The organism is Conexibacter sp. CPCC 206217 (genome assembly GCF_030646165.1).
Taxonomy (GTDB): domain Bacteria; phylum Actinomycetota; class Thermoleophilia; order Solirubrobacterales; family Solirubrobacteraceae; genus Conexibacter.
The window spans coordinates 269,114-282,781 of record NZ_JAUTDO010000001.1 but is presented as its reverse complement, the minus strand read 5'-3'; the positions used below and the strand labels follow the sequence as shown (position 1 = coordinate 282,781).

The 13,668-nt window shown below is 71.8% G+C and carries 13 protein-coding genes; 12 read left to right on the top strand and 1 reads right to left on the bottom strand.

Going from position 1 to position 13,668, the window contains the following annotated elements; translation table 11 throughout:
- Window positions 1–27 precede the first annotated feature (27 nt).
- From Q7L65_RS01355 to Q7L65_RS01330, 6 genes are all read left to right on the top strand, one after another.
- Window positions 28–1,410 carry an aminotransferase gene (locus Q7L65_RS01355; protein WP_304718414.1) on the top strand — a complete coding sequence of 461 codons (1,383 nt, stop codon included), beginning with the start codon at window positions 28–30 and terminating at the stop codon, window positions 1,408–1,410.
- Between the two features lie 19 nt (window positions 1,411–1,429).
- A complete protein-coding gene (locus tag Q7L65_RS01350; RefSeq protein ID WP_304718413.1) occupies window positions 1,430–2,641 on the top strand; it encodes an ATP-NAD kinase family protein in 1,212 nt (403 codons plus the stop codon).
- Between the two features lie 33 nt (window positions 2,642–2,674).
- Window positions 2,675–4,081, top strand: coding sequence for an aminomethyl-transferring glycine dehydrogenase subunit GcvPA (gene gcvPA / locus Q7L65_RS01345; RefSeq protein WP_304718412.1), 1,407 nt, complete (start codon window positions 2,675–2,677; stop codon window positions 4,079–4,081).
- Complete coding sequence (gene gcvPB, locus Q7L65_RS01340; RefSeq protein ID WP_304718411.1) at window positions 4,078–5,628, top strand: aminomethyl-transferring glycine dehydrogenase subunit GcvPB; 1,551 nt, start codon at window positions 4,078–4,080, stop codon at window positions 5,626–5,628. Before gcvPA ends, gcvPB begins: the two co-directional genes overlap by 4 nt.
- Window positions 5,625–6,563, top strand: coding sequence for a 3-hydroxyacyl-CoA dehydrogenase (locus Q7L65_RS01335; protein ID WP_304718410.1), 939 nt, complete (start codon window positions 5,625–5,627; stop codon window positions 6,561–6,563). The genes gcvPB and Q7L65_RS01335 overlap by 4 nt, the downstream gene beginning before the upstream one ends.
- A 70-nt stretch (window positions 6,564–6,633) precedes the next feature.
- Window positions 6,634–7,452, top strand: coding sequence for an IclR family transcriptional regulator C-terminal domain-containing protein (locus Q7L65_RS01330; RefSeq protein WP_304718409.1), 819 nt, complete (start codon window positions 6,634–6,636; stop codon window positions 7,450–7,452).
- A 37-nt stretch (window positions 7,453–7,489) separates the two neighbouring features.
- Here Q7L65_RS01330 and Q7L65_RS01325 read toward each other — a convergent pair whose 3' ends face one another.
- The gene (locus tag Q7L65_RS01325; protein ID WP_304718408.1) at window positions 7,490–8,431 is read right to left on the bottom strand and encodes a VOC family protein; all 942 of its coding nucleotides are present in this window, start codon (window positions 8,429–8,431) and stop codon (window positions 7,490–7,492) included.
- Window positions 8,432–8,536: 105 nt separating this feature from the next.
- Here Q7L65_RS01325 and Q7L65_RS01320 point away from each other — a divergent pair, with 105 nt between their 5' ends.
- From Q7L65_RS01320 to Q7L65_RS01295, 6 genes are all read left to right on the top strand, one after another.
- Window positions 8,537–9,418, top strand: coding sequence for a TIGR03619 family F420-dependent LLM class oxidoreductase (locus Q7L65_RS01320; protein ID WP_304718407.1), 882 nt, complete (start codon window positions 8,537–8,539; stop codon window positions 9,416–9,418).
- Window positions 9,415–10,167, top strand: a complete 753-nt coding sequence (locus Q7L65_RS01315) for an SDR family NAD(P)-dependent oxidoreductase (RefSeq protein WP_304718406.1) — start codon at window positions 9,415–9,417, stop codon at window positions 10,165–10,167. Before Q7L65_RS01320 ends, Q7L65_RS01315 begins: the two co-directional genes overlap by 4 nt.
- Before the next feature lie 60 nt (window positions 10,168–10,227).
- A complete protein-coding gene (locus Q7L65_RS01310) occupies window positions 10,228–10,998 on the top strand; it encodes an SDR family NAD(P)-dependent oxidoreductase (RefSeq protein ID WP_304718405.1) in 771 nt (256 codons plus the stop codon).
- 188 nt (window positions 10,999–11,186) lie between these two features.
- Window positions 11,187–11,945, top strand: a complete 759-nt coding sequence (locus tag Q7L65_RS01305) for an amino acid ABC transporter ATP-binding protein (protein WP_370552511.1) — start codon at window positions 11,187–11,189, stop codon at window positions 11,943–11,945.
- Window positions 11,945–12,703 (top strand): amino acid ABC transporter permease, encoded by a 759-nt coding sequence (locus Q7L65_RS01300; RefSeq protein WP_304718403.1) that lies wholly within the window; start codon window positions 11,945–11,947, stop codon window positions 12,701–12,703. The genes Q7L65_RS01305 and Q7L65_RS01300 overlap by 1 nt, the downstream gene beginning before the upstream one ends.
- Window positions 12,704–12,757: 54 nt before the next feature.
- Window positions 12,758–13,663 (top strand): ABC transporter substrate-binding protein, encoded by a 906-nt coding sequence (locus tag Q7L65_RS01295; protein WP_304718402.1) that lies wholly within the window; start codon window positions 12,758–12,760, stop codon window positions 13,661–13,663.
- The last annotated feature ends 5 nt before the right edge of the window (window positions 13,664–13,668 follow it).

Here is a 13,668-nt window from a genome sequence, read left to right as displayed (position 1 = left end):
GCACTTGACCGCAATCCGAGCAGGGACATGACGACGACACCCTCACAAGACGCGCTGGCCGACCTCGATCGCCGCCACGTCTTTCACCCATTCAGCGTGCCTGGGGAGCACGAAAGAGCCGGCCCCAGACGCATGATCGTCAGCGGCAGAGGCACGACGCTGACGGACGAGCACGGCCGCACCTACCTCGACGCGATGGCGGGTCTGTGGTGCGTGAACGTCGGCTACGGCAGCGTCGAGATCGCCGACGCGCTGCGCGAGCAGGCGCTCAGACTCGCCTACTACCACTCATTCTCCTCGATGGCGACCGACACGCCGGCGCTGCTGGCGGCGCGGATCCTCGAGAAGGCCCCCGCCAACATGTCGAAGGTGCTGTACGGCAACAGCGGCTCAGACGCCAACGACACGCAGATGAAGCTCGTGCGGATGTACAACAACCTGCTCGGGCGCCCGCAGAAGAAGAAGTTCATCTCCCGTCTGCGGGGCTACCACGGCGTCTCGATCGCCTCGGCCAGCCTCACCGGCCTGCCCGGCATGCACAAGATGTTCGACCTGCCGATCGACGGCGTCGTGCACACGCGTGCGCCGCACCGCCTCTGGGAGGCGCTGCCGAACGAGAGCGACGCCGACTTCAGCGCCCGCCTCGCGCGGGAACTGGAAGCGCTGATCATCGCGGAGGGCCCCGACACCGTCGCGGCGTTCATCGCCGAGCCGGTGCAGGCAGCCGGCGGTGTGATCGTCCCGCCGGCCGGGTATTTCGCAGCGATCCAGGCTGTTCTGCGCAAATACGACGTGCTGTTGATCGCCGACGAGGTCGTCTGCGGGTTCGGCCGTCTCGGCACCTGGTTCGGCAGCGATCAGCTCGGCATCGAGCCGGACCTGATGACGATCGCCAAGGGCGTCACGTCCGCGTACGTGCCGCTGTCGGCCTGCATCGTCTCCGAGAAGGTCTGGCGCGTGCTCGCCGACGAGAGCAGAGGGGCGACCTTCAGCCACGGCTACACCTACACGTCGCATCCGCTCGCGGCCGCGGCGGCGCTGGCGAACCTCGACGTGATCGAGCGCGACGGCCTGCTGGAGCAGGTCCGGCTGCGCGGCGCGCACCTGCAGGCGAGACTGCGCGAGGCGTTCGCCGGCCATCCGATCGTCGGCGAGGTGCGCGGGATCGGCCTCGTCGGCGCGGTCGAGTTCGTCGCCGCGCGCGATCCGTTGACGAGATTCGACCCGCTCGGAAGCGTCGGCGCGGCCGTCACGAGAGCGTGCCTGGAGCGCGGCGTGATCACGCGCGCGCTGCCCGAGAGCGACTCGATCTCGTTCTCGCCGCCGTTCGTCGTGACCGACGCGGAGATCGACGAGATCGTCGGCGTCGCGCGGGAAGCGGCCGACGAGGTGGCGGCCACGCTCGCGTGAGCAGGAAGACGATGCAGCGATGACGACGCATTCCGCACCCCGCCGCCTCGGGTTCGTCGTGAACCCGATCGCCGGCATGGGCGGACGCGTCGCGCTGAAGGGAACCGACGGCGCCGAGGCGCTGGCGCTGGCACGTGCGCGGGGGGCCGAACCGGTCGCCCCGCGGCGGGCCGCGCAGGCGCTGGCGACGTTGGCCGGCGGCGAAGCGCCGCTGGAGATCCTGGCCGCGCCGGGCGCGCTCGGCGGCGATATCGCCGCGGCGGCGGGGTTGGATGTGACGCTGACCAGCAATGCGTCTGAGGGAGACACCACCGCCGCCGACACCCGCGCCGCCGTCTCCGAGATGCGCGAGCGCGGGGTCGACCTGGTGCTGTTCGCCGGCGGCGACGGGACCGCGCGCGACATCCTCGACGCGATCGGCGACGCGCTGCCGCTGGTCGGCGTGCCGACCGGCGTGAAGATGCACTCCGGCGTCTTCGCCGCCACGCCCGCGGCGGCCGGCGCCGCGGCCGCCGCCTACCTGCGCGACCCCGACCCGGCCGCGCTGCGCGACGGCGAGGTCGCCGACGTGGACGAGGACGCGACGCGCGCCGGCCGCATCTCGACGCGCCTGTACGGCAGCGTGCGCGTGCCGCGCGCCCCCGCCCTGATGGTCGCCGCGAAGGCCGCGCCGCGCAGCTCCGGCGACCTCGCCGTCGACGCGCTCTGCCGCCAGCTCGCGCGCACGCTCGACCCGGGCCGCCTGACGCTCGTCGGCCCCGGCAGCACGACGGCGCGCCTGCTCTCCCACCTCGGCCTGAAGGGCACGCTGCTCGGCGTCGACGCGGTCCGCCACGGCGAGCTGGTCGCGAGCGACCTCGACGAGGCCGGCCTGCTGGCCCTGCTGGACGACGATGACGACCGTCGCAGCCGCCCGAGCGCGGCGACGCGTTGGGATGGCGCCAGCACAGCCGCCCGCGCCAGCGACGCCCCCGCGACCCTGATCTGCGGCGTCGTCGGCGGCCAAGGCGCGCTGTTCGGCCGCGGCAACCAGCAGCTCAGCCCGCGCGTGCTGCGGCGGCTGGGGCACGAGCGGATCCAGGTGATCGCCGCGGCCGACAAGCTGCTGCGGCTCGATCCGCCGGCGCTGCGCGTCGACACCGGCGACGACGCGCTCGACGCGGAGCTGTCGCGCTACATGCGCGTCCACGTCGCGCCGGGCCGCACGATCGTGATGAGAGTCTCGACCTAGATGTCCAGAGCACCCGCGAGGAGGCAGGCGCACGTGACGCCGACAGGACCGACCGCCCATCCCTACATGGCCAACTCGGCCCCGCAGCTGCGCCAGGAGCTGCTCGACGCCGTCGGCGTCGCTGACGCCGAGGAGCTGTTCGTCCAGATCCCGGACGACCATCGTCTCAGCAGGCCGCTGCAGCTGCCGCCGGCGCTGGGCTCCGAGGTCGACCTCAGCCGTCATCTGCGCCGCACGCTCGCGCGCAACACCGACTGCGAGCAGGCGCTGTCGTTCCTCGGCGGCGGCGTCTGGCAGCACCACGTGCCGGCGATCTGCGACGAGATCGCGCAGCGGACCGAGTTCGTCACCTCCGAATGGGGGACGCCCGCGTCCGACCACGGCCGCAACCAGGCGTGGTTCGAGTTCGCCAGCCAGCTCGGCGAGCTGCTGGAGCTGGACTTCGTCGGCCTGCCCGTCTACAGCTGGGGCTGCGCCGCCGGGCACGCGATCCGGATGGCGCAGCGGATCACCGGCCGCGCCGAGGTGCTCGTGCCGGCGACGCTGGACCGCGAGCGGCTCGCCGTCGTGCGGACCTACTGCGAGCCGATCGAGATGGCGAGCCACATCGCGATCGTCGCGGTCGCGGTCGACCCGGCCAGCGGCCGCCTCGACGTCGCCGACCTGGAGGCGAAGCTGAGCGAGCGGACCGCCGCCGTCTACCTCGAGACGCCCGGCTCGCTCGGCGTGATCGAGACCGAGGTGGAGCGGATCGCGGCGCTCGCGCGCGGCGTCGGGGCGCAGACGATCCTCGGCGTCGACCCGCTCAGCCTCGGCGTGCTCGCGCCGCCCGGCCAGCTCGGCGTCGACATCGCGGTCGGCTCGACGCAGCCGCTCGGCGTCCACATGAACTGCGGCGGCGGCGTCGGCGGCTTCATCGCCAGCCGCGACGAGGAGCGCTACGCGCGCGAGTATCCGACGCTGCAGGTCAGCATCGCGCCGACGCGCGCCGCCGGCGAGCGCGGCTTCGCGATGACGCTGTTCGAGCAGTCCTCCTACGGCTCGCGCGAGAACGGCAAGGACTGGACCGGCAACTCCGTCTACCTGTGGGCGGTCGTCAACGCGGTCTACATGTCGCTGATGGGGCCGCAGGGCTTCGCCGAGCTGGGCGAGCTGATCCTCCAGCGCAGTCACTACGCGGCGGCGCGGATCGCCGAGCTGCCGGGCGTGAGCGTGCGCTGGGGCGGCTTCTTCAAGGAGCTGGTCGTCGACTTCAACGCGAGCGGGAGAACGGTCAGCGAGGTCAACGCGGCGCTGCGTGCAAGGGGCGTCTTCGGCGGCGGCGACCTGTCGGCGTCGCATCCGGAGCTGGGCCAATCGGCGCTCTACGCCGTCACAGAGGTGCACGCGCAGGACGATCTCGACCGCCTCGTGGCGGCGCTGGCGGAGGCGACCCGATGACGACGACGAGACTGCCGCGCTACCACGCGGCGCGCTGGGACGAACCGGTCGTGCTCGAGCTGGGGCGCGAGGGCCGGCGCGGCATGCTGGTCGGCGCCGCCGAGCCGGACGTCGTCGCGGCCGTCGGCGACGGCGCGGCGCTGGTGCCGGAGGGCGTGCGCCGCAGGCAGGCGCCCGCGCTGCCGGAGCTGTCGGAGTTCGAGGTCCAGCGCCACTACCTGCACCTGTCGCAGATGACGCTCGGGATGATGGGCGTGAACCTGTTCGGCACGTGCACGATGAAGTACAACGCGCGGCTGAACGAGCAGCTCGCCGCGCGGCCGTTCCTGGCCGAGCTGCACCCGGGCCAGGACGAGCAGACGCTGCAGGGCGTGCTGGAGATCGTGCACGAGTTCGACCTGATCCTGCGCGAGCTGTCGGGCATGTCGCAGTTCGTCTTCCAGCCCGGCGGCGGCGCCGACGCGGCCTACACGCACGCGTGCATCACGCGCGCCTACCACGCCGCCCGCGGCGAGCTGGGCCAGCGCGACGAGATCGTCACGACGATGCTGGCGCACCCGTGCAACCCGGCGACGGCCGCGGCGGCCGGCTTCAAGCTCGTGACGCTGCCGCTGGAGCCCGACGGCTACCCGTCGGTCGAGGCGCTGGATGCCGCGGTCTCCGACAGAACCGCCGCGCTGATGGTCAACAACCCCGACGACATGGGCGTCTACAACCCGCACATCAAGCGCTGGGTCGAGATCGTCCACGCGGCCGGCGGCTTGGCCTTCTACGACCACGCCAACTTCAACGGCGTGATGGGGCGGATCCGCGCCCGCGAGCTGGGCTTCGACGCCTGCATGTACATGCTGCACAAGACGTTCGGCGCGCCCAAGGGCGGCGGCGGACCGGCCGTGGGCGCCTACGGCTGCAGTGAGGAGCTGGTGCCGTTCCTGCCGCGCCCGCTCGTGCGGCCCGACGGCGACGGCTATCGGCTGGAGCGCGACGCGCCGCAGTCGATCGGCCGCGTGCGCGAGTACTGGGGCAACGTCCCGGTCGTCGTGAAGGCGTACGCGTGGGCGCGCGCGCTGGGCGCCGAGGGGATCCGCGACGCCGCCGACCTGTCGGTGCTCGCCAACAACTACATGGAGACGCGCCTGCTGCGGATCAGAGGCGTGACGAAGTCGCAGCCGCACCTGACCGCGCCGCGGCTGGAGATGACGCGCTACTCGCTCGACGGCGTCACGCAGGAGACCGGCGTGACCGTCTTCGACGTGCAGAACCGGATGGTCGACTTCGGCGTCGACGCCTTCTGGCTCTCGCACGAGCCGTGGATAGTCCCCGAGCCGTTCACGCCGGAGGCCGGCGAGCTGTGGTCGCGCGAGGACGTCGACCTCTGGATCGACGTGCTCGCGCACGTGGTCGAGGAGGCGTACACGGATCCCGAGCTGGTCAAGACCGCGCCGCACAACCAGGCGCTGCACCAGGTCGACGCCAGCGGCGTCAACGACCCGCAGCGGTGGGCGACGACGTGGCGCGCGGCGGTGCGCAAGGACGTCGTGCCGTGATCGCGGTCGTCGGCAGCGGCTCGATCGGCGTCGCCTGGGCGATCGTGTTCGCCCGCGCCGGACGATCGGTCGCGCTCCACGACACCGACGCGGGGCGGCTCGACGCCGCCCGCGGCGAGCTGCGCGCGCGGCTGGACGAGCTGGCCGCGGCGGGGCTGCTCGACGCGCCGCCCGCGGCGGTCGCGCAGCGCGTCGCGACGCACACCGACCTGGCGACGGCGCTGGACGGCGCGATCCACGTGCAGGAGTGCGCGCCGGAGCGCGTCGAGCTGAAGCGGGAGCTGTTCGCGCAGCTCGATGCGCTCGCGGCGCCGCACGTCTCGCTCGCCAGCTCCTCCTCGGCGCTGACGGCGTCGTCGTTCGCGGGTGAGCTGCCCGGACGCGAGCGCTGTCTCGTCGTGCACCCGGCCAACCCGCCGTTCCTGCTGCCCGTCGTCGAGCTGGTGCCGGCGCCGTTCACGGCGGCGGCGGTCGTGGACGGCGTCGAGGCGCTGCTGCGCGACGCCGGCATGTCGCCGGTGCGGGTCGCGCACGAGCCGGAGGGGTTCGTCTTCAACCGCCTGCAGGGCGCGCTGCTGCGCGAGGCGTACTGCCTCGTGCGCGACGGCGTCGCGTCTGTGGAGGACGTCGATCGCGTCGTGCGCGAGGGGCTCGGGCGCCGCTGGGCGATCATCGGCCCGTTCGAGACGGTCGACCTCAACACGCGCGGTGGGATCGCCTCGCACGCGGAGAAGATGGGGCCGGCCTACGCGCGCATGGGCGCCGAGCGCGGTCAGGACGATCCGTGGACGCCGGAGCTGGTCGCGACGGTCGCGCAGCAGCGCCGCGCGCTGCTGCCGTTGGAGCAGTGGGACGAGCGCGTCGCCTGGCGCGACCGCGAGCTGATCGCGGCGGAGCGGGCGCGCCGCGCCGCCGAACCGTCGGAAACCAGATGATCGGCCTGAGGCGAACACGATGAACGCACGTGGACCGTCGTGGCGGCGGCCATCGATAACATCGCGGCCCATGTCGGGGGTTTCATTGACGAGCCTGCCGGGCGACGACGACGAGAACGGCGGCGAGCGTCCGCGCGAGTTCATCCAGTCACTCGAGCGCGGGCTCGCGATCATCCGCGCCTTCGGTCCGCACGCGCCGGAGCAGACGGTCAGCCAGCTCGCCGCGAGCACGAGACTGACGCGCGCGACCGCGCGCCGCTTCCTGATCACGCTGATGGAGCTGGGCTACCTCGAGAGCGACGGCCGCATATTCCGGCTGACGCCGAAGGTGCTGCAGCTCGGCTACTCGTTCCTGTCGGGTCTGCGCTTCCCCGACGTCGCGCTGCCGCATCTCGAGCGGCTCGTGGCCGAGGTCGACGAGTCCAGCGAGGCGTCGGTGCTCGACGGCGACGAGATCGTCTACCTCGCGCGCGTGCCGTCCTCGGCGGCGCTGACGATCGCGATCAACGTCGGCGCGCGGATGCCCGCGCACGCGACCTCGATGGGCAAGGTGCTGCTCGCGTCGTTGACGGACGCCGAGCTGGAGGCGTACCTGGAGCGCGCCTCGCTGCGCCCGATACTGCCGCACACCGTGACCGACGCGGCCGAGCTGCGCGCACAGCTGGACAGCGTCAGGCAGGCGGGCTACGCGCTCGTCGACCAGGAGCTGGAGGAGGGCCTGATCGCCGTCGCCGCCCCGGTCCGCGACCGCGACGGCAGGGTGACCGGCGCGATCAACCTCTCGACGCACGTGATGCGGCGCTCGGCCGAGTCGGTCCGCAGCGAGCTGGTGAGACCGTTGCTGCGGACCGCCCAGCTGATCGAGGCCGACCTCGCGGGCGTCGCGTGAGCATCAGACGACGCCCGCCCGGTCTGACGCCTCTCCCTCAGTACCGCGCCTCCGTGAGGCAGACGCGCGTCCCGTCCGGGTCCGCGAAGTACGCGTAGCTCCACGTCGCGCCGCCGCCCAGCTCGATCGTCTGCGGCTGTGAGCGCAGCTCGACGCCCAGCTCGCCGAGGCGGTCGACGGCGACGGCGAGGTTGCGCACGCCGACGCCGAAGTCGAACGGTCCGAGGTGGCCCCAGTCGCCGCTCATGTCGGGCGACGCGGGGATGTGCTCGACCGGCTCCAGCCCGGCGCCGGAGGGGTTCGTCAGCAGCGTCATCTTCTGGCGCGGCGGCTTGCGCGGCGCGTACCACGGGTCCATCGGCTCGAAGTAGCCGTCGGAGTCGAACAGCATCCCGGTGAAGCCGAGCTGCTCGTAGAACGCGCGCGTGCGCTCCAGCGAGGCGACGCCGAAGGCGACGTGGTTGACGCCCTGGGGCCCGGCCTCCTGCGGCCAGCCGGCCTCGAGGTCGAGCCACTCGATCAGCTCGATCTTCGTGCCGTCGGGATCGGCGACGTAGGAGAGCGAGCAGAGCGTGCCGTAGGGGTCCAGCGGCGACGTGTTCGGCTCCATCAGGCCGGTGCTGCCGGCGGCGACGAGCCGCTCGTAGAGCGCGGCCTGGTCCTTCACGTGGACGCAGACCTCGCAGACGCCGGGCTCGCCCCACGCCATGCCGTCGGGCATCGGCGGCGGCGGCGCGTCGGTCGTGTGGACGAGCTTGACGGCGCCCGGTCCGAGCACGGTCGGGACGGCGGGGCGCAGCATCACGACGCGCGCCTGCACGCCGTCGCGGCCGGCGACCGCGCCGAGTCCGGGCAGCGGCCCGCTGTAGTCGAACGCGACCTCGCTGAAGCCGAGCTGCGCCCAGAACTCCTTCGACTGCTCCATGTCGGACACGCCGACTCCGATGTGGTCGACCCCGAGGGTCGTCGCGGTGCTCATGGTGACGTCGCTCGCTCCTGTTCGTGTAGCCGGTACGATGCTCGCATATCGGGCGTCTACTCGCAATGCGAGCGGGCCCATCCCCGGGTAACGGAGAATGGACAGATGCGAATCGGCGCAAAGCTTCCCAACAGCGGCCCGCTGCCCTTCCAGCACGGCGTCCCCGCGATGGCGCGGGCGCTCGAAGACGCCGGCTACGACTCCCTGTGGGTCAGCGACCACATCGTGCTGCCGCAGACGATCGGGTCGTACTACCCGTTCGCCGCCGACGGCAGAGCGACGTGGGCGACCGACACGCCGTACCTCGACGCGCTGATCGCGCTCGCGCTCGCCGCGGCCGTCACCGAGCGCGTCCGGCTCGGGACCGCGGCGCTGGTGCTGGCGCTGCGCAACCCGGTCGAGTTCGCCAAGCAGGCCGCCTCGATCGACGTCGCCAGCGGCGGCCGCCTCGAGCTGGCGGTCGGCGCCGGCTGGCTGGCGGAGGAGTTCGAGGCGCTCGGCGTGCCGTTCAAGACGCGCGGCTCGCGGATGGTCGAGTGGATCGAGATCGCGCGCGACTGCTGGGGCGGCCGCCCCGCCGCGCGCGCGACCGAGCGCTACACGCTCCCGGCCGGGATTCTCAGCTCGCCGCCGCCGGCGCACGAGATCCCGCTGCTGATCGGCGGCCACGCGCCGGTCGCGCTCAGACGCGCCGGCACCGTCGGCGACGGCTGGCTCGCGCAGCAGCCGTTGAGCGCGATCGAGCCGGACGAGATCGTGCAGGCGATCGCGACGATGCGCGCCGCCGCGCAGGAGGCGGGCGCCGAGCAGGTCGCGCCGCGCGTCGTGCTGCGGATCGTCGAGTCGCTCGGCAAGCCCGAGCAGGTCGCGCAGCACCTCGACGCGCTCGCGGGCGCGGGCGTCGAGGAGGTCATCGTCGACGTCCCCGTCGAGCGCGAGGCGGCGGAGCGGGATCTCGCCGTGCTGCGAGCGGGGGCGAGCGCATGACGCTGCTCGAGGGGCGCCGCGCGCTCGTCACCGGCGGCGCCAGCGGCATCGGCGCCGCGGTCGTGCAGCGGCTGACGCAGGAGGGCGCCGGCGGCGTCGTGCTCGACCTGCCGGCGGCGCTCGCGTCCGCGACGCTGCCCGGCGGCTGGGAGGGCGTCGCCGTCGACCTGCGCGACGACGAAGCCACCGCCGATGCGTTCGTGCAGGCCGCACGGCTCGCGCCGCAGCTGGACCTGCTCGTCGCCGCGGCCGGCGTCGTGCCGGGCTGGTCGACGATCGCCGAGCTGGACCTGGCCGAGTGGGACGCCGTGCTGGCGGTCAACGCGCGCGGCCTCGTCGCGACGCTGAAGCACGCCTCGCCGCGCATCCGCGACGACGGCGCGGTCGTCGTGATCGCCTCGCTGAACTCGTGGAGAGGCGACGCCAACCTGACGACGTACGCCGCCAGCAAGCACGCCGCGCTCGGCGTCGTGCGCTCCGCCGCGCTGGACCTCGGCCGCCGCGGGATCCGCGTCAACGGCGTCGCGCCCGGCCCGATCGCGACCGACGCGCTCGTGACGCGCATGACCCGCCGCGAGGCGGAGGGCGGGTTGCCGGTCGCCGAGGCGCTCGCGCAGGCCGCGAGCGCAACGGCGCTGGGCCGGATCGCTACGGTCGATGACGTGGCCGCGGCGACGCTCTTCCTCGCCAGCGACATGGCCGGCGGCGTGACCGGCCATCTGCTGCCGGTCGACGGCGGTCTCTCGTAGCCACCACACGCGAGCGAGTCCGCTCGCGTCGATGCGCCAACCCCGACGAAGGAACCGCACATGCCTGACGTCCAGGACCTGACCGCCAAGACGGTGCTGCTGACCGGCGCCTCGGGTGGAATCGGCTCTGCCACCGCGAGCGCGCTGCTGGAGCGCGGCGCGCACCTGATCGCCCACTACTCCAGCGACCGCGACGGCGCCGAGCGCGCCTGCGCGCAGGCGCCGGAGCGCGTGCTGCTGGTGCAGCAGGACCTCTCGCGGGCGGGCGCTTCGCGCAGGCTGTGGCAGGAGGCGGTCGCGTGGCGGGATCGCGTCGACGTCGTGGTCCTCAACGCCGCGGTCTCGGTCCAGACGCCGCTGGACGGCGGCGACGAGGAGTGGGACGCGGGCTGGGACCGCACGCTGCGCGTCAACGTGCTGGAGCCGGCCTCGCTGATGCGCGAGGCGGTCAACCACTACCGGCAGCACGGCGGCGGGGCGCTGATCACGCTGTCGAGCTGGGCGGCGCAGCGCGGCTCGGCGATCCCGCAGCTGGGCGCCTATGCCGCCTCGAAGGCGGCCGTGCAGGCGCTCGCGCAGACGATCGCGCGCAACCACGCCAGAGAGGGGATCTTCTCCTACGTCGTGGCGCCCGGGATCGTGCAGACGCCGATGTCGGAGATCTCCGCGATCCACCGCGGCGGCGTCGACGCCGTCAACGCGGCGCTCGCGATGGGGGAGATGGCGCAACCCGACGAGGTCGGGCGACTGATCGCGTTCCTCGCCTCCGGCGCCGTGAAGAACCTGACCGGCGCGACCTTGGACGTCAATGGCGCGTCCAACATCCGCTGAACGTGCCGAGATGGCCAAAGCGTGCCAAACCCGCTTGACAGGTCGCTCAACATCGTTCACTATGCGAGCGCGTTCTCGCTATGCGAGCAGAAGCGAAAACGGGAACAAGAGAAGAGACGAAGTAGGTGTCGAAGACCGTGAACAGCCCAACGAGCGTGGAGGTCGAGACCATTCCGCCCGCCCACGAGATCCCAGCCGAAGCTCTTGTCGAGCTGACCGGGATCCGGAAGTCCTTTGGCCCCAACGAAGTCCTCAAGGGCGTCGATCTGGCGGTCCAGAGGGGCGAACACGTCGTCATCTTCGGCCCGTCAGGGTCGGGGAAGTCGACCCTGCTGCGCACGATCAACCTGCTGGAGGAGCCGAACGCCGGCTCGCTCAAGCTCGACGGCGTCGAGTACGGACCCGGCCTCGACGGTGACAAGCGCCTCCCGCGCGGCAAGCCGATCGAGCTGCGCCGTTCCGTCGGCATGGTCTTCCAGCAGTTCAACCTGTTCCCGCACCTGACGGCGCTCGAGAACATCACGCTGCCGCTCGGCTCGGTCCGCAGAGTCGGCCGCAGCGAGTGCGAGGAGCGCGCCGCGCACGCGCTGCAGCGCGTCGGTCTGCTGAGACACGCCGCGCACTACCCGCTGGAGATGTCCGGCGGTCAGCAGCAGCGCGTCGCGATCGCCCGGGCGCTCGCGCTCGATCCGAAGGTGATGCTGTTCGACGAGCCGACCTCGGCGCTGGACCCCGAGCTGGTCGGCGAGGTGCTGTCGGTGATGCGCACGGTCGCCGAGTCCGGCATGACGATGGTGATCGTCACGCACGAGCTCGGCTTCGCACGCGAGATCGGCGACCAGAACGTCTTCATGGAGGACGGCTGCGTCGTCGAGCGCGGCGGCCGCGACATCTTCGACGGCTCGACCAATCCCCGTACCCGCAAGTTCGTATCGGCGGTGCTCTGATGCACACGGTGTTCGCGTCCTACGACTGGGGTCTCGTCTGGGACAACCGGTCGATCCTGCTGAGAGGCCTGCTGACCGCGGCCGAGGTCGCGGTCGTCGGCCTCGTGCTGTCGGTGATCATCGGCCTCTTCCTCGCGCTGCTGCGGATGGGCCCCAAGCCCGGCTCGTGGATCGCGGCGACCTACGTCAACGTCTTCCGCGGCGTGCCAGCGCTGGTCAGCGTCATCTGGGTCTACTTCGGCCTGTCGCTGCTGCTGGGCATCGAGTTCACCGTCTTCCAGGCCGGCGTGATCGCACTGACGCTGCTGTACAGCGCGTTCATCGCCGAGATCTACCGCTCGGCGCTGATCGCGGTGCCCAGAGGCCAGCGCGAAGCCGGCCTCGCGCTCGGCATGCATCCGGCGCGGATCTTCGCTTCGGTCACGTTGCCGCAGGCGACCAAGATGGCGATCCCGAACATCGGCTCGATGTTCATCGGCATGGTGAAGGACACCTCGACCTTCACCGTGATCGGGCTCGTCGAGGTCGTTCGCGTCACGCAGAACATCAACTCAACGTACTTCCAGCCGTTTGTTCTCTACACCGCGGCCGCGGCACTGTACGTCGCCGCTGCGTTCGCGGTCGACTTTCTCTTCCGAGGCATCGAGAAGGTCATGGAGAACCCGCCGAAGGGGCGGATCGCCAGAGCCGTCACCGGCCGTAAACGGCGACGCATCAACGCGCTCGTCGAGCGTGTCGGGGCGTCGCAGACGACCTGACGGCGGACTTCGCCGGAAGGTCGCAGTCTCCATATCCGCATGGGAGGATCAAAGATGGTCACAAAGGGATCGAGCGGCCGCTGGCCGAAGCTGGTGCTTGCGCTCGTCCTGGCTGCAGTGGCGGCGTTCGCGCTGTCGGCCTGCGGCAGCGACGACGACAGCGGCTCCACGGCCGCCAGCACGACTGCAGCACCTGCCTCGACGTCCGCGTCGACGACTGGCAGCGCCGACACGGGTCTGAACCCGGCCCAGGCCGGCAAGCTGACGGTCGGCATGAACCTGCAGTTCAAGCCGGAGATGTACCTCGAGAACGGCCAGCCCGCGGGCTACGACGTCGAGCTGCTGAGACTGCTCGCGCCGGCGACCGGCCTCGACCTGAACATCCAGAACCTCGACTTCAACGGCCTCATCCCGGGCCTGCAGTCGAGAAAGTTCGACATGGTCTCCGTCGGCCTCTCGGCGACGCCGGAGCGCAGACAGGTCGTCGACTTCTCGCGCGCCTACGTCCCGTACGCGCAGGTCCTCGGCGTCCCCGCGGCCGACGCGGCGTCGGTCACGTCCGCCGACCAGCTCAACAGAAGCGGCGAGACGATCGTCGCGCTGCAGGGCTCGACGGCCGAGCAGCTGGCCAGAAGAATGTTCCCCGACGCGACGATAAACGGCCTGCCCGACCAGAACTCCGCGTTCCTCGAGGTCGCGACCGGTCGTGCCGACGGCATCGTCGTCGAGGACTACCTGCTGGCGCAGTTCCAGGCGTCCAACAGAGGCAGACTCGAGAAGGCGCAGATCGACAGACCGCTCGACGTCCAGTACGGCTCCTACGCCGTGCCGAAGGGCAACGAGGCGTTCGTGCAGTTCCTCGACAGATTCCTCTGCGAGAAGCAGCAGGACGGGACGCTGGAGACGCTCTACAAGAGAGCGTTCAGCGTCACCGAAATGCCCCCGATGCCCCCCTGCTGAGGCAC